The organism is Streptococcus mitis, from assembly GCF_013305725.1.
GTDB classification, from domain to species: Bacteria; Bacillota; Bacilli; order Lactobacillales; family Streptococcaceae; genus Streptococcus; species Streptococcus mitis_BO.
In genome coordinates this window covers 615321-637355 of sequence record NZ_CP047883.1, presented here as the reverse complement: position 1 = coordinate 637355, position 22035 = coordinate 615321, and the positions used below count along the sequence as shown (strand labels likewise).

The following is a 22035-nucleotide window of genomic DNA, read 5'->3' as shown; positions in this document are numbered from 1 at the left end:
AAGCAACCTAGCATGCTTTTCTAGCTTATTTTTTAGCTTCCCAAATCATATCATACCATGTTTCCCCTGCAAAGGTTGACTGGGACAGGCCTTCATTAACAAATCCTTGTTTTTCATAGTAGGCGATGAGATAGTCATGACAGGTTAGATTAATGCCTTCTCTTTCGTGTTCAAGAGCCAGTTCTTTCAAGGCTGTTAGTAATTTTTGACCAAGTCCAAGGCCCTGTGCCTCCTCGGCAATAGAAAGACAGGTCACAGAGATATAACCACCAGGCTCATGACTATAATCTTCTATCTCTTCTGTAAAAGACTGATCTTGCAGATGGCGGTGTGGCCCAACTGGCCCTTCTATATACCCCATGATTCTGCCTTCTTTTTCTGCAACCAGAAAAGAGGTCCGAATCTCTCGAAAATGCGCCTCAAAAATAGAGCGAGGAATGGCTTCTTCAACCGAGAAATTTTCTAGTTCAATCTCAACGATACGATCCAAATCTTCTAATCTTGCTTTCCTAATTTTCATTGCACCTCCAGATAAAAGAGATTAAACCAAATCATACTAAAACCTTGACTAGCTGCATAAAGCGAATCTGTCTCTTCTTCATCAATAAAACCGTTCATTTCAAAATAGGAAAGCAACTCATCAGGACTCTTCAAACGAATAGCTTTGTAATCCAGCTCAACTGCCACATCTTTCAATGCCGCAAGAAGAAGCGTTCCCAAGCCCTGTCTCTGATGGTCAGTATCAATGACTAAAGAATGTATTTCTAGACATTGCGGATTGTGTGGGTAAGGACCACCTAGAACATAGCCCAGAAGCTGATTTTCATCCCTAGCTAGAAGAAAGGTATCCGCACACTTACGGATACTTTCTTCTAAAATATGGGAAGGTTGCTGCTTTTCAGCTGGAAAAGATGAAGCCTGAAGTGCCTCTATCTCAGCCAAATCAGACTTACTTGCCTGAATGATCTTAATTGGAATTTCCATGAGAACGTCCTATTGAACATTGCTTGTCAAGTTAGATAAGAGTCGCTCAAATGAGTATTCATAGGTTTGGATGTCTCCTGCTCCCATAAAGACATAGACAGCATTATCATGGTCTAGGAGTGGAGAAACATTTTCAACAGTGATCACTTGGTGTTTCTTGTTGATTTTATTGGCTAGGTCTTCTACCTTAACATCACCATGGTCTACTTCACGAGCAGATCCATAAATTTGCGCTAGGTAAACAGCATCCGCTTGATTCAAAGCGTGGGCAAAGTCGTCCAACAAGGCAATGGTTCTTGTAAAGGTATGCGGTTGGAAGACTGCTACAATTTCCTTGCTTGGGTATTTCTGACGAGCCGCATCCAAGGTCGCAATAATTTCTGTTGGATGGTGGGCAAAGTCATCGATAATAACTGTGTCATTGACAATTTTCTCAGTGAAACGACGCTTAACACCGGCAAATGTTTTCAGGTGTTCACGCACCAAGTTCAAATCAAATCCTGCTGTGTAAAGAAGACCAATAACAGCTGTCGCATTCATGATATTGTGACGACCAAAGGTTGGAATGTGGAATTGACCCAACTCTTGTCCACGGAAGTGAACTGTGAATGTTGAACCAGTTGTTGAACGAAGAAGATCACTAACTACAAAGTCATTCCCTTCTGCTTCAAAACCATAGTAATAAATCGGAGCATCAGACGTAATCTTACGTAATTCTGCATCTTCTCCGTAGATAAACAAACCTTTGGTAATTTGTTTAGCATAGTCGTTAAAGGCATTGAATACATCCTCTAGACTTGTGAAATAGTCTGGATGGTCAAAGTCGATGTTAGTGATAATAGAGTATTCTGGGTGGTAAGGCATGAAGTGACGCTCATATTCGTCAGATTCGAAGACAAAATATTTGGCATTGGCTGAACCACGACCTGTCCCGTCTCCAATCAAGAAGCTAGTATCTGTGATATGAGACAAGACATGAGACAACATACCTGTTGTTGAAGTTTTTCCGTGCGCTCCAGCAACTCCCATGCTGACAAAGTCACGCATAAAGCTACCTAGGAACTCATGGTAACGTTTGTAGCTGATACCATTTTGGTCTGCATAGGCAATTTCGACATTGTTATCTGGACGAAAGGCATTTCCAGCGATAATTTCCATATCACCGTCTAGATTCTTTTCATCAAAAGGAAGAATGGTAATTCCTGCCTGCTCAAGACCACGTTGAGTAAAGTAGTACTTTTCAACATCTGAACCCTGTACCTTATGCCCCATTTGGTGCAACATCAAGGCCAAGGCACTCATACCTGATCCCTTAATTCCGATAAAATGATATGTCTTTGACATGTTTTCTCCCCTATTCCGTAATTCTTGTCAGATTCAACTCTTGGGCAACCTGACGTTCTTGTTCTTTTTGTTGATTCTTTTTATTGTAGATTTGGCTCTTCTTCAGAAAATCATAGTTGTTTTTCTTTGGGCCTGAAGTTTCTTTTGGCTCAGCTTGAGTCGAAATATTGTTCACTTCTTCCGCCAAGATGTAATGAGACTGGGTCAATTTTTGACTATATTTAACAAATTCACCAGGATTTTCCTTTTGGAAAGGCGCAGTAGGTTGATTGCCCTGTCTAACCAAATTTGGCTGAGAATGGCGTCTTGTAGGAGTAATATCCTTAGTCAGATAACTTGCTGAGCGTTTCTTTTTCAAATCCGCACGCGCTTCTTCACGCGCTACCTCCGCATAGCTCTTTCCTTCTTTTTTAACTCCTAAACCAGCCTTCTTAGGTTTCTCTACTGGCTTTTCAAGCGGTTTGACTGGTTTTTCTTCAGTAATAGGGGCCCACTCCAGATAATTCTTATCACGGTATTCTCCCTTGATATTACTGATAAAGTCAGATTCATCATAGAGGTCCATAACCGGCATTTCAGTCAGCATGACCTCATCATCTGACACCAATGGAAATCGTTCTTCTCTCATTTTCTATTTCCTTTCAACACTTCATTATAGCGTATTGTCTTGATTTTTCAAGTGCTGGCTTCAGAAATTCCCAAAATTTCTCTAATTTCTGCTAGGGTCAGACTGCCACGTGACTCTGTGCCGTCCAATACCTGTGACACCAGATGTTTCTTCTGTTCTTGGAGTTCCTGAATTTTTTCTTCAATGGTTCCCTTGGTCACCAAGCGATAGACCTCAACCGTTTCTTCCTGACCCATCCGATGGGCACGGCCAATGGCTTGCGCTTCCACCGCAGGATTCCACCAAAGGTCAACCAAGATAACCGTATCAGCACCTGTCAGATTCAGACCGACACCACCAGCCTTGAGGGAAATCAGAAAGGCATCTCTTTCCCCTTGGTTAAAGGCTTTGGTCATGTCTTGTCTTTCCTTGGCTGGGGTTGAACCCGTAATTTTAAAAGATGTCAAGCCCAAGTCTGGCAGTTCTTGTTCTATTTTCTCCAACATTCCCTTGAACTGCGAGAAAATCAAGACACGGTGTCCACCGTCTGCCACCTGTACTAGCAGGTCTTGGAGACTATCCAGTTTACCACTGGCACCCTGATAATCCTCCATAAAGAGGGCAGGAGTATCACAAATTTGACGCAAGCGCATCAGACCAGACAAGATTTCCACCCGACTTCGCTGGAATTCCTGATCTGACACTTGAGCTAGACGGTCCCGCATCTGTTGCAACTGGGCTAGGTAGATAGCCTTTTGCTGGTCTTCCAGTTCATTTTTATAAACCACTTCAATCAAGTCTGGCAATTCAGTCAGAACTTCTTCTTTCTTGCGCCGCATCACGAAAGGTTTGATAAACTGAGCAACGCGCTCAGCTGGTAATTTCATAAATTCTTTCTTGCTTGGCAAAAGTCCTGGCATGACGATTTGGAAAATAGACCACAGCTCACCTAGATGGTTTTCAATAGGAGTTCCTGACAGGGCAAATACTGATGGCACCACAAATTGTCTCAATGTCTGAGCAATCTTGGTCTGGGCATTCTTCATGACCTGAGCCTCATCTAAGAAAAGGAAGTCAAAGGCCATCCCCTGATAAAGATCGCTATCCTGACGGAAGGTAGCATAGCTCGTCACATAGATTTGATGGTTCTCAGCAAGAATCTCCTCACGACTAGCTTTCAAACCATGAACAACAGCCACATCCAACTGTGGGGCAAATTTCTGAAACTCATCTGCCCAGTTGTAAATCAAACCTGACGGAGCTAAAATCAAAACCCGGCTTTCTTTTGTCACTTGACTGGTCAAAAAAGCAATAGTCTGCAGGGTTTTACCAAGTCCCATATCATCAGCCAAAATCCCACCAAAATCATAATGATGGAGCATTTGCAGCCAGCCGATTCCCTTTTCCTGATAATCTCGCAAATCAGCCTGAACCTGAGTTGCTTGTCTAGGGAAATCCTCTGGATGCGTCAAGTCGTGGGCCAAATTCTGGAATTCTTGTGAAAAAGAAACACGGTCACGCCCCTCAAAAAGATGAGCTAAACTATAAGCCAAGGATTTTCGAGCCTGCAAGGCCCCATCTTTTAATTCAAACTGCCCCAGTTCCTGTAGATTTTGGCGAATTTTCTTGGTTTCTTCATCGAAAAAGTAGACTTGATTAGACGAACCAATGTAAAAATCTTGATTGGTAACCAAGGCCTTCATGGCTTGGTCAATTTCCTCTTGGGCGATATCTTGAAAATCAAACTGGATTTCCAAGAGACCTCCCCTGGAAGCAATTTGCACTTGAGGGCTTGCTAGACTATAAAGCTCTTCTAACTTGTCTGATAAATCAACATTCCCAAGTTTTTCAAAGACTGGAATGATTTCATGGAAGAAATGATAGACAGACTCTGCTTTTAAGGCCTGACGCCAAGATTGAAAGTCTGCTTCAAAGCCCACAGCCAAACAGACTTGGAAAACTCTTTCTTCTAAGTCCGCGTCACTCGAAAATGGCAATTCTTCTAGCTCTTGTCGACTAGATACCTGCTTATCTCCATAATCAAACTGAATTTCTAAACGAATCCGATTATCTTCTTCCCTGTCAAAGTAGAAAGAGGGCACAAAAGTTTTGATTTGTAGACGTTCTGGAGCTGAAACGGTGCCCATCTGGCCAAAGAGAGTTAGACAAGAAGCCAACTTATCGCGGTCACTGCTATCAAATTGCAGGTATTTCTTTCCATGTTGATCCAAAGGCAGCGCTTTGATTTCCTTGAGAAGACGCATCTGCTGGTCTGTTAGAAAATAAACCTGTCCTTTATTGAAAAGCACAGCTCCCTGATAAAAGACATTGACCCTTGGACTCTCACTGATTTCCATTTCAAAATAATCCGAGTATTCTGTTACTGTAAAGGCAAATAGATTAGCATCCGCATGCAAATCCTGAAAAAGTAGGGTTTGGTAGCTATCCACTTGATGGTCAAATTGAAAATGCGGCAAGGCCATCAGTAAATTCACACCCTGCTCAAAAAAGGTCAGAGGAAAAAAGAGATGCCGACCTTGGTTTTGGAAAAAGAGGTCTGGACTAAGTCCTTCCTCCATTAGTCCACGCAAAAAAGTCAGAAGTTCTTGGCTAGCTTCATCAAAGGCTTCCCAAGACAGAGACTCCTCATAGGTCTTACCAATCATATAAGGTTTTCTCTTCTCGACAACTCTTAAAAAGAGTGGAATATCCCGAATAACGTAGTATTTTTGGCTATTGATTTGGCCGATTCTCAGCGTCCACAAGATATGATTGCTTCCTGCTTCCACCTGACCCACAGCCGATAACTCATAAGCTCGGTCTGATTTTGGAGATAAGATTCGTTCCAAAAATTTACCACCCAAGGTCACCTTGGTTTCAACGGCTTCTTTTTCTTCATGACCTTCTTCCAGACCCTGCAAGATTTCCTGACCACGCTCATCATTTTTCAGAAAATGCTCCAACGCTGCCAAATGCACACAGTAGCCCCTCTTTTGGAAAAAATCGCAGGCACAAAAAACCAAATCATCCTCTAAACTATAGCGCAGTTCTTCTTCTGCGACGCGAGCGTAGAGCCGATTATTCTTTTCCTTGATGATGTCAACTTTACCAGTTTCATAAAGGGCAACGCCTTCGATACGGACTTTCCCCGGAATCAATTTAGCCATATTTTTACCTTTACCTTATCTTTTTATTATACCATATTTTTACCTATGAAAATAGCCTTCTAAGGATACTTTTCTCCTAGAAGGCTGGATTTTAAAGTTTGGCAAAAGTTGCCACAATCCGCTGACAAACTTCTTGCAGCAAAGATTTAGGCATGGCTACATTGAGGCGGGCATGGAGACTTCCTTCCTCCCCAAAATCCAAACCACGATTGAGGATAACCTTAGCTTCATTTCTCAAAAGCTCTTGCAATGTTTCATCAGTCAGGTCATAGGCTGAAAAATCAAGCCAAATCAAGTAGGTTCCTTGCGGCTTCATGACCTTGATTTTAGTCTCTTTTCCAAATAAATCTACCACATAATTAATATGGTCTTCAAAGACTTGCTTTAGTTCCTCTAACCAATCCTTCCCATAGCGATAGGCAGCTTCTGTCGCCAAATAACCCAAACCTGAAATTTCATGCTGGTTATTTGCTAACTGTCGTTTCTGGTAAGCCAGTCTCAACTTAGGATTTTCAATGACTGCATAGGAATTTTTTGTTCCAGCAATATTAAATGTTTTAGTGGCACTGCTTAAGACGATAGCAAATTCTTTAAAATCAGGATTGATGGTATTGAAGGAATGGTGCTTGTGACCAAAGAGGGCCAAATCTTGGTGAATCTCATCTGAAACCAACAAAACACCGTGTTTTTGACAGAGTTGGCCAATCTTCTCCAACACTTCCTTTTCCCAAACACGTCCACCAGGATTGTGAGGGTTGCAAAGAATATAGAGTTTGACCTCCTCTTTCACCAAATCCTTCTCCAGTTGGTCAAAGTCAATCTCAAACAGACCATCCTTTTCCACCAAAGAATTGGTAATCAATCTGCGATTGTTCAACTTAACACTGCGGGCAAAAGGTGGATAGACAGGTGTGTTAATCAAAACCGCCTCATCTTCTTTTGTAAAGGCTTGAATAGCTGTTGAGATAGCTGGGACTACACCCTCGATAAAGACTAGAGCTTCTTTATCAAAGTGGTAACCGTGTTGTGTGGCTTCCCACTTTTGAACTTCCTTAATTAACTCTTCACTGGCATAGGTATAACCATAGACCAATTGATCTGCGTAAGTTTGCACGGCTTGGCGGATTTCAGGCAAGACCACAAAGTCCATATCCGCTATCCAAGCTGGTAGGACTTCACTATCCGTTTCTGCCTCTTTCCATTTATAGGTATGGTGCCCTAAACGGTTGGGCAGGCTTGTAAAATCATATTTTCCCATCTTTTTCTTATCCTTCTAAGGCTTGGCGCAAATCCGCAATTAAATCTCTAGCATCTTCAATCCCAATTGACAAGCGCAAGAGGTCATCTGTCAAACCATAAGAATGGCGCACTTCTGCTGGAATATCAGCGTGAGTTTGCGTTGTTGGATAAGTAATGAGACTTTCTACCCCACCTAAACTTTCCGCAAAAGAGAAGACCTTGAGACTGTTCAAAACATGAGGAATGCGAGTTTCATCGGCTACTTTAAAGGAAATCATGCCCCCTAGACCAGTGTAGAGAACTTCCTTAACTGCTGGAGAATCCTTCAAAAAGGCAACCACTTCTTGGGCGTTAGCTGTTGAGCGCTCCATACGAAGAGACAAGGTCTTGAGACCACGAATCAATTGATAACTGTCAAATGGAGACAAGACTGCCCCTGTCGTATTAAGATTGTAAAAGAGCTTCTCGTATAGTTCTAAACTATTGGTCACAACCACTCCAGCCAAGACATCATTGTGCCCTGCTAGATACTTGGTTGCTGAATGGAGAACGATATCTGCTCCATCTTCAATCGGACGTTGGTAGATAGGGCTGTAGAATGTATTGTCCACAACTACTTTGGCACCCTTAGCATGAGCTAATTTTGCTAGTTTTTCGATATCAAATTCCAACATCAAGGGATTGGTTGGTGTTTCGATATAGAGAACATCCACGTCCTTTTCTAGCTCAGCAATCAACTCTTCTTCTGTATTGGCATAGGTAAAATGGAAACGTCCTTCTTGCTCCACTTGGTTGAACCAGCGGAAAGAACCACCATAAAGGTCACGGACAGCCAAGACCTTACTTCCTACTGGAAAGATGCTAAAGGCCAGTACAATAGCTGACATCCCTGAGCTAGTCGCTAGGGCATAGTCTGCTGACTCAATAGCCGCCAAGACTTCTTCCGCCTTACTGCGAGTTGGGTTTTTGGTGCGCGTATAGTCAAATCCAGTAGATTTACCAAACTCTGGATGCTGATAGGTCGTTGAAAAATGAAGCGGTGTCACCAAGGCTCCTGTCGCTTCATCTGACTTGATACCCGCCTGGGCCAAAATTGTGTTAATGTGTAATTCCTTGCTCATACAATTCCTCCAAATCTATAGTAACTATTGTACCACTTATTTTCATCAACTCATTTTCTTCTTTTCAAGAGCTAGCTATAGTTTCAAACTATAGACTTATCGAGTAAAGCTAAAAAAAAATCCAGAAAAGCTTCCAGATTCTTTTGTGAAAATGATTGCTAGAATTTACTGTGAACGAAAGAAAGCCTGTTGGGCTAAATAGTCATAATGGTCTTTGTTAAATTGATATTGGCCCACATGCTGACCAATCTGACCGACATCCACGGAAAAAATATAGTCTTCATTTTGATAATGCCAATTAAGTCTAACTGTATTCAAGACTGTCTTATAAGTAAAATCTTGAACTTGATTCCAAGGCATCTCTACGACGTGATTAGAACGATTCTCAGTCACATCACTGATATCCATCAAGTAGATTCCCTTTGGTGTGAATGCCAGAATCTTAGGATTCACACTCGACTGAACATAGTAGGAACCACCTATAATGAAAAAATCAATAAAGGATTTCAACCATGTCTTTTTCTTGAAAGCCATCAGAAAATTCTTTTGCCCTTTAATGTGACAAGTTGAAAGAAAGGATTCAATCTGTTTTTCTGTTGCAAACTCCATAATAGCGCCCATGATTTTACCTCCATAACTATTAGTAAATAGGCAGATAAGAACTCTTCACATAAAAGAAGAACTTATCATTTGTTGCGTTTTATCTTACTTTTTCAGTAGATAGCATGCCTCCTATAAAATTGTTCTAGAATATGCATACTTCAACTAACACCAGAAGAGGATTTCGAAAGTAACTTTTTATATTTTTATCATATTTATTATATCATAATTAAAATAAACAATCTAAAAAATGTAAGCGTTTTTAATCTGAATTTAACGTTATTCTATTAAAAAACGACAGTTTCTTCCGAAACCATCGTTTTTCTTGAAAAATCCTTATTTGACATGTTTTGCCAATTCTTCTTGGGCTTTTTTATTGGATTCTTCTTTTTCTTTCAGCCATTTTTCTTTGGCTTTTTCATACTCTTCTTTTGTGACTGTCTTATCTTGTACTTTGAGGTATTTATATGATTCGATACCTTTATTACCAGCCAATGAATATGGTTCTGAGAAAGGAACTGTTTTTCTCAATACTGGTGTTCCACCCTTAGACACATTTGGAATTGCTAAAGCACTATCTACCAACCACGCTTGAATATCAGCATACTTGTCATAGCGTTTTGCAAGATCTTGTTCCTTATTAGCTTCTTCCAACATTTGAGTGTAGACATCCAATCCAACTGCCTTGGCCTTGTCATTGGCTTCACCTGGCTCTAAACCAAGATTTTGCAGCAAACCACCAGAATTAACATTTAAGACATCCAGATAGGTTGAAGGATCTTGGTAATCAGGACCCCAACCACCGTTGTAAAGATCATAATCCTTCTGTGCTGCAGTCTGAGCCAAATAGCTTGTATTATCAAAGTCTTCAGTAGTGAGTTGTTGAATATCAATTACAACATTTTCTGCACCTAAAGCTGCCTCAATAGATTGCTTCATAGAGTTTGCCTCTTGAACACCCTTTTTAGCAGCTTGGTCAACTGTCATGTCCAAGTGAATAGGGAATTGGACTCCTTTAGCTTGGAGTTCTTTCTTAGCCTCTGCAAATTTAGCCTTGGCTTTTTCAGCATTGTAGTATGGATCTTGGGCATCCGCAAAGTTGATTCCTTGCCATTCCTTACCATAATTAACCATCTTAGAGGCTACTACTTCACCAAAGTCTTTTCCGTTGATACTTACGAAGTTTGGAGGAACAACCAAGTTACGCAAAATCTTAGTTGCACCATCTTCTCCCTGAGATTGAGCCCCGTAAGCTGTACGATCATAGGCAAAGTTGATGGCTTGACGGAAATTTTTGTTAAGAACCGCTTCTTGAGTCGATTTCTTCTCAGCATCACTTGTCTTGGAAGTGAATTTATAAGATTTTCTATCTAGATTAAAGTTTAAGAAGTAAGAAGTAGCATCTTGTAAACTATAAATGATATTGTCCTTATTCTTTTCTTTAATTCCTTCAAAACTTGAACTATTTGGATAAAGACGAGCGTAGCTATAAGCACCTTCTACAAAGTTACGAGCCAGTGCATCTTGGTCACTACCATCATAATAGGCCAATTTCACATCATCTACAAAGACATTTTTAGCATCCCAGTAGTTAGGATTTTTCTTGAATTCGATGACAGATTTTGAAACAAAGGATTTCATCAAGAAAGGTCCATTGTACAAAATACTTGAAGGATCAACTGTTCCAAAATCATCCCCTTTTGATTTCAAGAACTCCGCATTAACTGGGAAGAGAATGGTTGAAGTTGTTTTTGAGTTCCAATAAGATTCTGGTCGTGTCAAGGTATATTGAACCGTTTGGTCGTCAATAGCCTTAACTCCAACAGTTGAAAAGTCTGTTGTTTTACCAGTGATATAGTCATCTAAACCAGCAACGGATTCTTGAACTAAGTACAAGGCTTCTGATTTTTTATCAGCCGCATATTTCAAACCTGTTACAAAATCTTGGGCAGTTACAGGAGCATATTCTTCCCCATCTGCAGTATACCATTTAGCATCTTTACGCAGTTTGTAGGTATAGGTCAAACCATCCTTGGATACACTCCAATCCTCTGCCAAGGATGGGATATAGTTCCCATACTGGTCATTTTCCATGAGCCCATCTACCAAATTAACCACGATATCATTGGTCGTTGCACGGTTTTCTGCTAGGTAATTCAAACTAGATGGATCACTAGTGTAAACATAGTTATATGCCTTTGACCCTGTGCTAGAATTTCCACACGCGCTTAATAAAATACCTGCACTTAACACGACACCTGCAAGTGCTGCATACTTGGCTTTAGACTTTTTCATCTCCAGAACCTCCTGATTTAAATATTTGTCTTATTATACAACTTGAGTTTTATTTAGTCAATAGTTTTTTAAGTAAAATTTAAGAAAAATTAAATTACTATCTACAAATTTTAGCTATTATTCCACAAATTAATAAAAAAGAGAATAATCTAAGCATTTCATGATAGAAATGTTCAAATTATCCCTTTTATTTATAAATGTTTTTTAAGTTAACTTCAATTTGATTCGTAAGCGATCTGCTTGAGCTTTTCCAATCACCTTATCCAACAAACGGGTACGGAGACTCATAACTCCATAAACACCTCCACCCATGGCACCGACAAGGGCTACATATAGGAAACTCCACAAACGTCCACTTGGTTGGAAGACAAATCCTAAAATCCACTGCAATGTCCCAACTACTAGAAACATGAAAAGAGTTAGCAAACTGATTAAAATGGTTCGCTTCAAAATCACCTTGCGCTTGACACCAGTTACCTTGCAAATGTCCCGATACATCAAAACATTAGGAATGATGAGACCGATGGTTGTTGAAATCAAAGGCCCATAACTGTGGAAGAGAGCGATGGTTGGAAGTTGCAAGACTAGCTTTGCAATAGAACCATAGATAAAATAGAGAACTGCCTTGCGGTTGCGGAACATGGCCTGAAGCATTGGAGACAAGACCATGTACAAGCCTAAAATAGTAGACTGTAAAACTGCGAAGACAAACAAGCCCATGGCCAAACTATCTGGCTTGCCATAGAAGACAGTATAGAGAGGTTCTCCTACCATGACTACTCCAATCGTTGCTGGCAGCAGGAATAGGAAAAGCATGGTAATGCTGTCCTGAACTAGACGAGAAGCTGCCTTCAAGTCTCCCTTGACATAGTTTTCAGTCAAAAGTGGCAACCCTACACTCCCAATCGAAACCCCAACAGAAATCAAAATCATTGTGATTTTATTAGGATTGGCTGAGAAATAAGAAAACATGACAACCAAGTCTTCATTACTATAGTTGGTAAACCAACTCATACTATTGATAAAGGTCATCTGGTCCAAAATCTGGAAAAGCTGGATAGCAGACCCTGTCAGAATAAAAGGAATGGCTTCCTTAATGGTATCAACCAAGAGACGCTTACTATTAATCTTATCTCCTGTTTCAAGAACTCTTTTGAGTAAACCTTCTTTGGCAAGGAAATAGATCAAAACTACAAAGCTAGCTACCATACCAACAAAAGCAGCAAAGGTGGATTGGGTAACCGCTGCTAGATAATCTCCTGAACCAATCTTCATAATGATAAAGGTAGCTAAAAGCATCCAGATAACACGAATGACCTGCTCAGCGATTTGGCTCATAGCATAAGGTTTCAGGTTATTCATCCCTTGGAAGAAACCTCGGATAACACTCATAGATGGGAAAATCAAGACTGCCCAAGCCAAGCTCTGCATGATTGGGATCAGGTCTTTCCCTACACCCGACAAATCTGCTAGCCAAGGAGCAAAGACATACAAGACTAAAGCAAAAACCAGACCTAGTCCAGTCATAAAGCCCAAAAAGCTCCGAATCAGGGCAAAGCTATGCTCTTCTTCTCGCATGGTATTATACTTGGCAACTTGCTTGGCAACCGCAACTGGAATACCCGCTGTTGATATCAGCAAGAACCAAGCATAGATATTGTAGCCCATGGTAAAGAGACCATTTGCTGTAGCCGCATAAGACCCCATCCAGATATACCAAGGGATGATATAAATGGCACCGAGTAGACGACTGATAAAGTTACTAGCCGTTAGCCAAGCAGTCCCCCGTAACATCTGGGCCTGCTGGTGATTGTTTTCGTTAGACATAGATTCCTCATTTAATTTTAATCACTAGGAAAAATTCCTCATCTTCCATTATAAACTTTTCCTTGTCACTTGTAAATTTACGACTTTCGGTTTACAATAGAAAGTATGATTAAGATTGAAACCGTATTAGATATTTTAAAGAAAGATGGTCTCTTCCGTGAGATTATCGACCAAGGACATTATCACTACAACTACAGCCATGTCGTATTTGACACCATCTGCTATGATAGCCGCAAGGCCAAAGAGAAGAGCCTCTTTTTCGTCAAGGGTGCTGCCTTTAAAAAGGAATTTCTGATTTCTGCCATCTCTCAAGGCCTCGGTTGGTATGTGGCTGAAGAAGACTATGAAGTTGGTATTCCTGCTATTATCGTCAGCGATATCAAGAAAGCCATGAGTTTGGTAGCTATGGAATTTTATGGAAATCCACAGGAAAAACTCAAACTCCTTGCCTTTACTGGTACTAAGGGTAAAACAACAGCAGCCTATTTCGCTTATAACATCTTATCTCAAGGGCATCGACCTGCTATGCTCTCGACCATGAACACAACTCTAGATGGCAAGACTTTCTTTAAGTCTGCATTAACAACCCCTGAGAGTATTGATCTCTTTGATATGATGAATCAGGCTGTGCAAAATGACCGTACCCACCTCATCATGGAAGTATCCAGTCAGGCCTATCTGGTCAAACGTGTCTATGGTCTAACCTTTGATGTGGGAGTTTTCCTCAATATCAGTCCAGACCATATCGGCCCGATTGAACACCCTAGCTTTGAAGACTACTTCTACCACAAGCGTCTCTTGATGAAAAATAGCCGAGCAGTCATCATTAACAGTGACATGGACCACTTCTCTGTACTAAAAGAACAAGTCGCAGATCAAGACCATGATTTCTACGGTAGCCAGTCTGATAACCAAATCGAGAATTCCAAAGCCTTTAGTTTTTCAGCTACGGGTAAACTCGCTGGAGACTATGATATCCAACTGATTGGGCACTTCAATCAAGAAAATGCAGTTGCAGCTGGACTTGCTTGTCTCCGTCTCGGAGCTAGTCTTGAGGACATCAAAAAAGGAATTGCTGCAACCCGCGTTCCTGGTCGTATGGAAGTCCTCACTCAGAAAAATGGAGCCAAGGTTTTCATCGACTATGCCCACAATGGTGATAGTCTAAAAAAACTAATCAATGTTGTAGAGACTCATCAAACAGGAAAGATTGCTCTGGTTCTGGGTTCGACAGGAAATAAGGGAGAAAGTCGTCGGAAGGACTTTGGCCTCCTCCTCAATCAACATCCTGAGATTCAAGTCTTTCTGACTGCTGATGACCCCAACTATGAGGACCCAATGGCCATTGCAGATGAGATTAGTAGCTACATCAATCATCCTGTTGAAAAGATTGCCGATCGTGAAGAAGCCATCAAGGCAGCTATGGCTATCACAAATCACGAATTAGATGCTGTCATTATTGCTGGTAAGGGAGCCGATTGCTACCAAATCGTCCAAGGCAAGAAAGAAGCTTATCCAGGTGATGCAGCTGTCGCAGAAAATTATTTATAAGATGGTAAAAAAATCAAGGGAAATGAAACCCTTGATTTTTCTATTTTTATTTAAAAGCGTTTTTCAAACCTTCAACGGCACCTTCTACAGCACCTTTAGCATCTTCAACTACTTCTTTTGCCTTAGCAACTGTCTTTTCTACAGCACCTTCTGCTTCAGTCTTACCATCCCCAGTAACTTTACCAAATCCTTCTTTGATAGCGCCTGTTGCTTGTTCCAATTTGTTTTCAAGTGACATATGATTGTCTCCTTTAGTTTATTCCGATATGTGTTACCGGTTACATATAGTTTATACTTAATCCTAAGGAAAGTCAAACAATGTGCTCAGAAACAAGAAATCAGACCAAGTAGAAAGTTAATCTCTCCTTATCCAAATCGATAGCCAACTCATACTTCCCCTCTTCATTTTGGACAATATAGTCTAGGACGACCAAACTTTCCACAAAGATATCACGTCGTTTCTGTATAAGCTGGTCTTTTTTGAGAAATTTCAACAAAAAAGTTGTCATATATTTAAGAGCATACTCAGGATTAACATCTCCCAAAATGTCATAGAGTTCCTGCTGTTTTTCTGTCAAAGGATACTGATGTTTGACCTTGTAGAAATAATTAGACAGGGTCATTTTTGATCTCGCAAAGTCCGTATTTTCAACTAAAATAGCTGCATTGGTTTGATTTCGTAATTCCGTCTCAAAACTCTGCTCTAACAAGGCTTGATAGACCGGACTATCTTCTTTAACAAAAATCTCTTGATCCAGTTCGAGACTATCAAGTGATTCAAGCATAGGAAGATTAAGGTAATAACGCTTATTTTCTCGTAGAATCAAACCTGCCTTTATATACTCTTCCATGAGTTTATCAACTGCAACATCTGGAAATTGAGCCTTAATTTCTCGCAAAATCACATCATCATGCTGGTCCAGATAGCAGATTAATTCTCCAAAAAATGGCTGTCTCGTCAAACGAGATGGATTAAAAATCTGAATCATGAAGATTCCTTTCTTTACATTCTAACAGAGGCGATGCTGCCAACTGACTGGGATTGGTCCCAGCTTGGTTCAGAGGAACAGGCAGACCTAGTTCTCTGTAATACTCCTTCCAAAAATCACTAATCTCCTGCTCCCCATCTCCAAATTTCATGGGAATAGTTTCAAAAATGGGGAGGATTTCTGCCATGTACTGGGAACAGTAAAAACCAGCTCCATCTGGATAGAAAGAAGCATTATAAGGAGCTCCCAGATGTTTGCAAGCTTTTTCCTTCACAGACTGGATATCCATTTCTGGGTAAACATAGAGGTCGTACAAGTGATTGGACTCAAAGAAGTCTGCTGGCTCCTGACAAACAACACCAGCCTGTCCACTAGCGTGGTAAATCATCCCATCCAAACAAATCGCAACATGGTTATAGTTGCCTGTGGAAGTCTGGATGGCCTGTCCCATATCTGACTCATCTCTCACAAAAATCAAATCACCATTTTCTAACATGCTTCACTCCTAGAAAAAAAGGAGCCGAAACTCCTTTCGATATAAGTCAAACTAGCCTTTCCGATTTTGAACTGACACCCAAAATCTTAAGCATTAAAGCTTTCAGTCAATTGAGGTACCACTTGTTTCTTACGTGAAACAGCACCAGCAAGGAAGGCGTGGTTGTTTTCAAGTTTGAAGTTGAAAGCAGCCTCAACCTTGTCCATGTTAGCACCAAGTGCTAGGATTTCTGAGTTTGAGTTGACGATATCTGTAATCATCAAGACAAAGTCAGAATAACCATTTGCTACGTTAGCGGCTTGCATTGCAGCTTCAATTTCTGCTTGGCGTTCCAATACTTCAGCGATGTCCACTGTGTTTACTTGAGCAACACGGACATTGTTTCCATTCAATTCAAAAGTTTTAGCATCGATGTCAATCAATTCTTCAGCAGATTTGCTGGCCAAGTTTGTACCAGCTTTCAACATAGCCAAACCATACTCTTCCAAGTTTACACCAGCCAATTCAGCCAATTCAGGAGCAATAACCTTATCTGTTGGGTGTGTTGTTGGTGATTTCAAAAGAAGGGTATCTGAAATCAAACCTGAAAGCATCAAACCAGCAATCTCTTTAGGAACAGCTACACCATGTTCTTTGAACATACGGTAAACGATTGAAGACGCTGATCCAACTGGCTCCAAACGCATGTAGAGTGGGCTTGCAGTTTCAAAGTTAGCCACACGGTGGTGGTCTACAACACCATAAACTTCTACTTCAGCGATATCTGATACAGATTGTTGGAATTCATTGTGATCAGTCAGGATAACTTGCTCTGCGCCTTCAGCTTTAGCAGAAGTGATAACACGCGGTGCTTCCACACCAAAATAGTTCAAGACAAAGGCTGTTTCTTCATTTGGAGTTCCAAGGGCAACAGCTTCCGTATCCAAACCGTAAGCTTCTTTTGCAAGGTAGGCAAAGGCTACAGATGAACCGATGGCATCTGAGTCTGGATTTTGGTGACCAAATACTAGAATCTTAGACATGATAATACCTCATTTTGTTTATTCTCTTTATTGTAGCATTTTTTTCGCTTTTTGACAAAAGTAAGAGGAGTCAAAGGACTCCTCACAATTGTTCAAAATAACTAAGTAAATTTCTATCTTGATTTTCAGATAAAAATGTTTCCTTCTGTGGTCTCTTCTTACGCTTGAGAAGGGCTTCTGCCGACATGGCTTCTTCCTTACTGGCAAAACCTTGAGCATAGATGAGTTTGACTGGCAAGCGTGCTCGTGTGTATTTGGCTCCCTTCCCACTATTGTGGACAGCGAGGCGTTTTCTCACATCAGTCGTATAGCCTGTATAATAGGATCCGTCACGGCACTCCAGCACGTACATATAAGCCTTATGATCCATAATAAATCTCTTCAAGTTCCGGCGTATAAGAGCCATCATCATTGTGGACAATGAGAGGTGGTAAGACCTTAAAGCCACTTGTTGAACCATCCTTGATAGCCTCAATCAAGAGCATATTGGCTTCCTTTTCTCTTTTTGGATAAACAAACTGCAGGCGCTTAGGGGCTAGATTATGCCGTTGTAACGTATCCAAAATATCCAGAAGTCGATCAGGGCGATGAACCATGGCCAAACGCCCGTTGGACTTGAGAATACTCTGGGCACTACGACAGATTTCCTGCAAATTGGTCGTGATTTCATGTCGCGCCAAGAGATAATGTTCACTCTCGTTCAAGTTGGAATGAGGATCCACCTTGAAATAGGGCGGATTACACAAAATCATATCCACCTTACTTCCCTGAATGTAAGCAGGCATATTTTTCAAATCATCACAGATGACCTGCATCTGCTCTTCCAAACCATTCAAACGGACAGAGCGTTCAGCCATATCTGCCAAACGCTCCTGAATCTCAACAGCCAAAATCTGTGCCTGGGTACGAGTGCTAGCAAATAGCCCCACTGCTCCATTCCCAGCACAGAAATCCACAATTAAGCCCTTCTTAGGAAAACGTGGAAAACGTGACAAGAGAACACTATCCACCGAATAGCTAAAAACCTCTCTATTTTGAATGATTTTGATATCTGTCGAAAAGAGCTGGTTAATGCGCTCCCCTGATTTTAATAATTGTTCTTCTTCCATGGTCCTATTATAACAAATTCATATTAACATTACAAAAGATAGAGTTTTCTAACTAGCGCTTCTGATTCTTCAAATGTTGAAGGGCTTCTTTGGTCCAAATTGGCATCATTCGTTTGAGAGGGGCAAAACCATAGTTAAAGCGGTCGCTTGAAAAGCGTCTCCGTCTAGGAAACTGGTGCTTTTCTTCCTCCAAGGTGCGGATAGAAAGGCTAGCTTTCCCTGTAAATTCATCTAAATCCACCACCTGAACCAGAACCTCTTCATCGACTTTCAAGGCTTCTTGGATATTTTCAATAAAGCCTGTCCGAATCTCCGAAATGTGAATCAGCCCCGTATCACCCGTCTCTAGCTCAACAAAGGCACCGTAGGGCTGAATCCCTGTAATACGCCCCTTTAGCTTATCACCGATTTTCATCTTAGTCCTCAATTTCAATTGTTTCAATCACGACATCTTCAACTGGCTTGTCCATAGCTCCAGTCTCAACAGCAGCAATGGCATCCAAAACAGCATAAGAATCTTCATCAGCTAGCTGACCAAATACAGTGTGACGACGGTCTAGGTGAGGTGTCCCACCTTGCTCTGCATAGATTTCTGCGATCGGTTCTGGCCAACCACCACGAGCAATCTCCTTTTTAGAATAAGGCAGGTGTTGATTTTGCACGATAAAGAACTGGCTGCCGTTGGTATTTGGCCCAGCATTAGCCATGGAAAGGGCACCACGGATATTGTAAAGTTCTTCAGAGAATTCATCCTCAAATGATTCACCGTAGATTGACTCGCCACCCATACCAGTTCCAGTTGGGTCTCCACCTTGGATCATAAAGTCCTTGATAATACGATGGAAAATGACACCATCATAGTAGCCATCTTTTGAAAGTGCAACAAAGTTAGCCACTGTTTTAGGAGCATATTCAGGGAAAAGCTTGATACGCAAGTCTCCGTGATTGGTCTTAATAGTCGCGATAGGACCTTCTACTGTTTCAATATCTACTTGTGGGAAATGCAATTCTTTTTCTACCATACCAAATCCTTCTAAGGCATCAAAAATGCCATCTTCTTCTAATGTTTTTGTTATATAATCTGCTTTTTCTTTGATGTTATCATGAGAAATTCCCATGGCAACGCTGATTCCAGCATAATCAAAGAGTTCCAAGTCATTCAACCCATCTCCAAAAACCATGACGTTCTCTGGTTTCAAGCCAAGGTGTTCTACAACTTTTTCCACGCCCGTCGCTTTGGAGCCTGAAATCGGAACAATATCAGACGAATGTTGATGCCAACGAACCATGCGAAGTTTGTCTGAGAGACTATCAGGAAAGTGCAAGTCATCTCCTTTATCTTCAAAAGTCCACATTTGATAGATATCTTCTTTTTCATGGAAATCTGGATCCACATCCAAATCGGGGTAAATTGGATTGATAGCTTCACTAATCATATCGGTGCGAGTCGACAACTTGGCATCATGACTCCCAACCAAACCATACTCAATTCCCTCTTGCTTAGCCCAAGAGATATACTCCTCAACATCTGACTTCTCAATCTGATGCTGATAAATAACCTGACCTTTTTTATCTTCGATATAAGCCCCATTCAAAGTTACAAAAAAGTCAGGCTTGAGATCACGAATCTCTGGAACGACACCAAAAATCCCTCGTCCAGAAGCAATACCTGTCAAGATTCCTTTCTCACGTAATTGCTTAAAAACAGTTGGGATTGAAGTTGGAATAAAACCTGTCTTGGAATTCCGCAATGTATCATCAATATCAAAAAAGACAATCTTTATCTTCTTTGCCTTGTATCTTAATTTGGCATCCATCTCACTACCTCTTTCAATCTAACTCTTTCCATTATACCATAAAGTAGCTAAATCCCCTATTTTCAAAAAGTTTCCAGTTTTATTGTAAGTCCTTGGATAAGTATAAAACTAAATCATTATCATTTTGACAACTTGCACCCATTTCTAGCGGTTTATTTCTATACCACACACCTGTCCCATCTGGAATATAGCCTCGTTTAATATACAATCTCTGGGCAGGACCATACCCCAAGTACAAACCTACACCAAGAGTGACCTTACTCGAAACAAACTTGACTCGTTTTTCTGCTTCTTCTAGCAGTTGATTCCCAATCCCTTGATTTCGAAAAGGCTCAAACACATTAAAATCTGATAATTCTGGATAGACTTCTGCAAAAGGACCATATTTAGCAGAGGGCAAAATGGTAATATAACCTGCCACTACTCCATTCATAGTCGCTACCAAGACTTCTCTCTCCCCACTTTCCTGTTCCAGAAAATATCTAGCCAAAATTTCCTCTCTACCAGGCCAACCTTGATTCATAAATCCATGAGATAAGGATTCAATATCAGACTTAATCATATTTCTAATCGTACAATTCATCTTTGACTTACCCACCTTTACTCTTTCTATTACCATTATAGCACGCCAAGGTCAGAAAAAAACTATCTCGTGAAAAAAGACACAACCGGGTCTGAAAAAGAGGTCCACTCGGAACTCAACTCGCTCTTTCATTTCAAAGCTCGTGAAAAAAAGACCCAAGCGGGTTTTAATTCGCTTTCTTGTTTTCAAGCTCATGAAAAAGAGGTCCACCCGGACCTCTTTTTTAATCTTCGTTTACGAAAGGCATCAAAGCCATTACGCGAGCGCGTTTGATAGCTGTTGTTACTTTACGTTGGTTTTTAGCTGAGGTTCCTGTTACACGACGAGGAAGGATTTTCCCACGTTCTGAAACGAAACGGCTAAGAAGCTCAGTATCTTTGTAATCAACATATTCAATTTTGTTTGCTGCGATGTAATCAACTTTTTTACGGCGTTTGAATCCGCCACGACGTTGTTGAGCCATGTTTTTTCTCCTTTATAATTTTAGTTGTCCATTAGAATGGTAAATCATCATCTGAAATATCCAACGGATTTGTTGCTCCAAATGGATTTTCATCACGTGAAAAGTCTGGTACTGAATTTGTAGGTGCTGAATAGTTTGCAGTTGGTGCAGAGTAAGCTCCACCTGTGTGACCCTCACGCACACTACGGCTTTCCAACATTTGGAAATTCTCAGCCACGACCTCTGTCACGTAGACACGTTGTCCTTGCTGGTTATCGTAACTACGAGTCTGGATACGACCTGTCACCCCGATAAGTGAGCCTTTTTTAGCCCAGTTAGCAAGGTTTTCAGCCTGTTGGCGCCACATAACGACATTGATAAAATCAGCCTCACGTTCGCCATTTTGACTCTTAAATGTACGGTTTACTGCAAGAGTAAAAGTCGCAACTGCTACATTTGACGGGGTATAACGCAACTCAGCGTCACGTGTCATACGCCCTACAAGTACAACATTGTTAATCATAGTTTACCTTCTTACGCGTCAGTTTTGACGATCATGTGACGAAGAATGTCAGCGTTGATTTTTGAAAGACGGTCAAACTCTTTAAGAGCTGCGTCGTCGCTTGCTTCAACGTTAACGATGTGGTAAAGTCCTTCACGGAAATCTTTGATTTCGTATGCAAGACGACGTTTTTCCCAAGATTTTGATTCAACAACAGTTGCACCGTTGTCAGTCAAAATAGAGTCAAAACGTGCTACCAAAGCGTTTTTAGCTTCTTCTTCAATGTTTGGACGAATGATATAAAGAATTTCGTATTTAGCCATTGATATGTTCCTCCTTT

At 40.9% G+C, this 22035-nt stretch carries 23 protein-coding genes; 1 reads left to right on the top strand and 22 read right to left on the bottom strand.

The features are described 5' to 3' along the window. Nucleotides 1-25: 25 nt before the first annotated feature. From M594_RS03190 to M594_RS03145, 10 genes are all read right to left on the bottom strand, one after another. Nucleotides 26-520: a GNAT family N-acetyltransferase gene (locus M594_RS03190; RefSeq protein WP_173875944.1), complete on the bottom strand. Its 495-nt coding sequence runs from the start codon at nucleotides 518-520 to the stop codon at nucleotides 26-28. Next, nucleotides 517-984 (bottom strand): GNAT family N-acetyltransferase, encoded by a 468-nt coding sequence (locus M594_RS03185; protein WP_173875943.1) that lies wholly within the window; start codon nucleotides 982-984, stop codon nucleotides 517-519. The genes M594_RS03190 and M594_RS03185 overlap by 4 nt, the downstream gene beginning before the upstream one ends. 9 nt (nucleotides 985-993) lie before the next feature. Next, nucleotides 994-2328 (bottom strand): UDP-N-acetylmuramate--L-alanine ligase, encoded by a 1335-nt coding sequence (gene murC, locus M594_RS03180; RefSeq protein WP_173875942.1) that lies wholly within the window; start codon nucleotides 2326-2328, stop codon nucleotides 994-996. Between the two features lie 10 nt (nucleotides 2329-2338). Then, a complete protein-coding gene (locus tag M594_RS03175; protein WP_173875941.1) occupies nucleotides 2339-2956 on the bottom strand; it encodes a cystathionine gamma-synthase in 618 nt (205 codons plus the stop codon). Between the two features lie 47 nt (nucleotides 2957-3003). Continuing rightward, a complete protein-coding gene (locus M594_RS03170; RefSeq protein WP_173875940.1) occupies nucleotides 3004-6102 on the bottom strand; it encodes a DEAD/DEAH box helicase in 3099 nt (1032 codons plus the stop codon). Between the two features lie 91 nt (nucleotides 6103-6193). Then, on the bottom strand, nucleotides 6194-7360 hold the full coding sequence (locus tag M594_RS03165) for a MalY/PatB family protein (RefSeq protein WP_173875939.1): 1167 nt from the start codon (nucleotides 7358-7360) through the stop codon (nucleotides 6194-6196). A gap of 7 nt (nucleotides 7361-7367) precedes the next feature. After that, on the bottom strand, nucleotides 7368-8462 hold the full coding sequence (locus tag M594_RS03160) for a cystathionine gamma-synthase (RefSeq protein ID WP_173875938.1): 1095 nt from the start codon (nucleotides 8460-8462) through the stop codon (nucleotides 7368-7370). 165 nt (nucleotides 8463-8627) lie between these two features. Then, nucleotides 8628-9083 carry a hypothetical protein gene (locus tag M594_RS03155; RefSeq protein WP_173875937.1) on the bottom strand — a complete coding sequence of 152 codons (456 nt, stop codon included), beginning with the start codon at nucleotides 9081-9083 and terminating at the stop codon, nucleotides 8628-8630. Nucleotides 9084-9398: 315 nt separating this feature from the next. Next, the gene (locus M594_RS03150; RefSeq protein WP_173875936.1) at nucleotides 9399-11357 is read right to left on the bottom strand and encodes a peptide ABC transporter substrate-binding protein; all 1959 of its coding nucleotides are present in this window, start codon (nucleotides 11355-11357) and stop codon (nucleotides 9399-9401) included. A 204-nt stretch (nucleotides 11358-11561) separates the two neighbouring features. Next, nucleotides 11562-13184 (bottom strand): putative polysaccharide biosynthesis protein, encoded by a 1623-nt coding sequence (locus tag M594_RS03145; protein ID WP_173875935.1) that lies wholly within the window; start codon nucleotides 13182-13184, stop codon nucleotides 11562-11564. Between the two features lie 105 nt (nucleotides 13185-13289). On the opposite strand from M594_RS03145, the gene M594_RS03140 reads away from it, so the two are divergent. Beyond that, entirely contained in the window at nucleotides 13290-14735 is a 1446-nt protein-coding gene (locus M594_RS03140; protein ID WP_173875934.1) for a UDP-N-acetylmuramoyl-L-alanyl-D-glutamate--L-lysine ligase, read from the top strand. 46 nt (nucleotides 14736-14781) lie between these two features. Here the strand turns inward: M594_RS03140 and M594_RS03135 are convergent, their stop codons facing one another. The 12 genes from M594_RS03135 to rpsF all read right to left on the bottom strand — a co-directional run bounded on the left by M594_RS03135 (nucleotide 14782) and on the right by rpsF (nucleotide 22018). Beyond that, nucleotides 14782-14973: a CsbD family protein gene (locus M594_RS03135; RefSeq protein WP_000051182.1), complete on the bottom strand. Its 192-nt coding sequence runs from the start codon at nucleotides 14971-14973 to the stop codon at nucleotides 14782-14784. Nucleotides 14974-15073: 100 nt separating this feature from the next. Then, complete coding sequence (locus tag M594_RS03130) at nucleotides 15074-15724, bottom strand: DUF1803 domain-containing protein (RefSeq protein ID WP_173875933.1); 651 nt, start codon at nucleotides 15722-15724, stop codon at nucleotides 15074-15076. Beyond that, nucleotides 15708-16220 (bottom strand): YiiX/YebB-like N1pC/P60 family cysteine hydrolase, encoded by a 513-nt coding sequence (locus tag M594_RS03125; protein WP_173875932.1) that lies wholly within the window; start codon nucleotides 16218-16220, stop codon nucleotides 15708-15710. Before M594_RS03125 ends, M594_RS03130 begins: the two co-directional genes overlap by 17 nt. Nucleotides 16221-16306: 86 nt before the next feature. Then, entirely contained in the window at nucleotides 16307-17242 is a 936-nt protein-coding gene (locus M594_RS03120) for a manganese-dependent inorganic pyrophosphatase (RefSeq protein WP_173875931.1), read from the bottom strand. Between the two features lie 82 nt (nucleotides 17243-17324). After that, a complete protein-coding gene (locus M594_RS03115; RefSeq protein WP_150922251.1) occupies nucleotides 17325-17612 on the bottom strand; it encodes a GIY-YIG nuclease family protein in 288 nt (95 codons plus the stop codon). Beyond that, nucleotides 17602-18351, bottom strand: a complete 750-nt coding sequence (locus tag M594_RS03110; protein ID WP_000390778.1) for a tRNA1(Val) (adenine(37)-N6)-methyltransferase — start codon at nucleotides 18349-18351, stop codon at nucleotides 17602-17604. Before M594_RS03110 ends, M594_RS03115 begins: the two co-directional genes overlap by 11 nt. A 52-nt stretch (nucleotides 18352-18403) precedes the next feature. Beyond that, on the bottom strand, nucleotides 18404-18766 hold the full coding sequence (locus tag M594_RS03105) for a S1 RNA-binding domain-containing protein (RefSeq protein WP_049488521.1): 363 nt from the start codon (nucleotides 18764-18766) through the stop codon (nucleotides 18404-18406). A gap of 1 nt (nucleotide 18767) precedes the next feature. Continuing rightward, nucleotides 18768-20168 (bottom strand): bifunctional Cof-type HAD-IIB family hydrolase/peptidylprolyl isomerase, encoded by a 1401-nt coding sequence (locus M594_RS03100; protein ID WP_173875930.1) that lies wholly within the window; start codon nucleotides 20166-20168, stop codon nucleotides 18768-18770. Nucleotides 20169-20247: 79 nt separating this feature from the next. Then, nucleotides 20248-20751 carry a GNAT family N-acetyltransferase gene (locus M594_RS03095; RefSeq protein ID WP_150922249.1) on the bottom strand — a complete coding sequence of 168 codons (504 nt, stop codon included), beginning with the start codon at nucleotides 20749-20751 and terminating at the stop codon, nucleotides 20248-20250. A gap of 223 nt (nucleotides 20752-20974) precedes the next feature. Beyond that, nucleotides 20975-21214 carry a 30S ribosomal protein S18 gene (gene rpsR / locus M594_RS03090; RefSeq protein WP_000068664.1) on the bottom strand — a complete coding sequence of 80 codons (240 nt, stop codon included), beginning with the start codon at nucleotides 21212-21214 and terminating at the stop codon, nucleotides 20975-20977. Between the two features lie 31 nt (nucleotides 21215-21245). Beyond that, nucleotides 21246-21716: a single-stranded DNA-binding protein SsbA gene (ssbA, locus tag M594_RS03085; RefSeq protein WP_000609606.1), complete on the bottom strand. Its 471-nt coding sequence runs from the start codon at nucleotides 21714-21716 to the stop codon at nucleotides 21246-21248. Nucleotides 21717-21727: 11 nt separating this feature from the next. After that, complete coding sequence (gene rpsF / locus M594_RS03080; protein ID WP_045612061.1) at nucleotides 21728-22018, bottom strand: 30S ribosomal protein S6; 291 nt, start codon at nucleotides 22016-22018, stop codon at nucleotides 21728-21730. Between the last annotated feature and the right edge of the window lie 17 nt (nucleotides 22019-22035).

Excerpts from the sequence above, each read along its gene's own strand:
- M594_RS03130 (WP_173875933.1), bottom strand. The coding sequence starts at position 15,724 with ATGATTCAGATTTTTAATCCATCTCGTTTGACGAGACAGCCATTTTTT.
- M594_RS03140 (WP_173875934.1), top strand. The coding sequence starts at position 13,290 with ATGATTAAGATTGAAACCGTATTAGATATTTTAAAGAAAGATGGTCTC.
- M594_RS03095 (WP_150922249.1), bottom strand. The coding sequence starts at position 20,751 with ATGAATTGTACGATTAGAAATATGATTAAGTCTGATATTGAATCCTTA.
- murC (WP_173875942.1), bottom strand. The coding sequence starts at position 2,328 with ATGTCAAAGACATATCATTTTATCGGAATTAAGGGATCAGGTATGAGT.
- M594_RS03160 (WP_173875938.1), bottom strand. The coding sequence starts at position 8,462 with ATGAGCAAGGAATTACACATTAACACAATTTTGGCCCAGGCGGGTATC.
- M594_RS03150 (WP_173875936.1), bottom strand. The coding sequence starts at position 11,357 with ATGAAAAAGTCTAAAGCCAAGTATGCAGCACTTGCAGGTGTCGTGTTA.
- M594_RS03145 (WP_173875935.1), bottom strand. The coding sequence starts at position 13,184 with ATGTCTAACGAAAACAATCACCAGCAGGCCCAGATGTTACGGGGGACT.
- M594_RS03115 (WP_150922251.1), bottom strand. The coding sequence starts at position 17,612 with ATGGATCATAAGGCTTATATGTACGTGCTGGAGTGCCGTGACGGATCC.
- M594_RS03100 (WP_173875930.1), bottom strand. The coding sequence starts at position 20,168 with ATGGATGCCAAATTAAGATACAAGGCAAAGAAGATAAAGATTGTCTTT.
- M594_RS03110 (WP_000390778.1), bottom strand. The coding sequence starts at position 18,351 with ATGGAAGAAGAACAATTATTAAAATCAGGGGAGCGCATTAACCAGCTC.
- rpsF (WP_045612061.1), bottom strand. The coding sequence starts at position 22,018 with ATGGCTAAATACGAAATTCTTTATATCATTCGTCCAAACATTGAAGAA.
- M594_RS03165 (WP_173875939.1), bottom strand. The coding sequence starts at position 7,360 with ATGGGAAAATATGATTTTACAAGCCTGCCCAACCGTTTAGGGCACCAT.
- M594_RS03125 (WP_173875932.1), bottom strand. The coding sequence starts at position 16,220 with ATGTTAGAAAATGGTGATTTGATTTTTGTGAGAGATGAGTCAGATATG.
- M594_RS03175 (WP_173875941.1), bottom strand. The coding sequence starts at position 2,956 with ATGAGAGAAGAACGATTTCCATTGGTGTCAGATGATGAGGTCATGCTG.
- M594_RS03170 (WP_173875940.1), bottom strand. The coding sequence starts at position 6,102 with ATGGCTAAATTGATTCCGGGGAAAGTCCGTATCGAAGGCGTTGCCCTT.
- M594_RS03190 (WP_173875944.1), bottom strand. The coding sequence starts at position 520 with ATGAAAATTAGGAAAGCAAGATTAGAAGATTTGGATCGTATCGTTGAG.
- M594_RS03120 (WP_173875931.1), bottom strand. The coding sequence starts at position 17,242 with ATGTCTAAGATTCTAGTATTTGGTCACCAAAATCCAGACTCAGATGCC.
- M594_RS03155 (WP_173875937.1), bottom strand. The coding sequence starts at position 9,083 with ATGGGCGCTATTATGGAGTTTGCAACAGAAAAACAGATTGAATCCTTT.
- M594_RS03185 (WP_173875943.1), bottom strand. The coding sequence starts at position 984 with ATGGAAATTCCAATTAAGATCATTCAGGCAAGTAAGTCTGATTTGGCT.
- M594_RS03105 (WP_049488521.1), bottom strand. The coding sequence starts at position 18,766 with ATGAAAATCGGTGATAAGCTAAAGGGGCGTATTACAGGGATTCAGCCC.
- M594_RS03135 (WP_000051182.1), bottom strand. The coding sequence starts at position 14,973 with ATGTCACTTGAAAACAAATTGGAACAAGCAACAGGCGCTATCAAAGAA.
- rpsR (WP_000068664.1), bottom strand. The coding sequence starts at position 21,214 with ATGGCTCAACAACGTCGTGGCGGATTCAAACGCCGTAAAAAAGTTGAT.
- ssbA (WP_000609606.1), bottom strand. The coding sequence starts at position 21,716 with ATGATTAACAATGTTGTACTTGTAGGGCGTATGACACGTGACGCTGAG.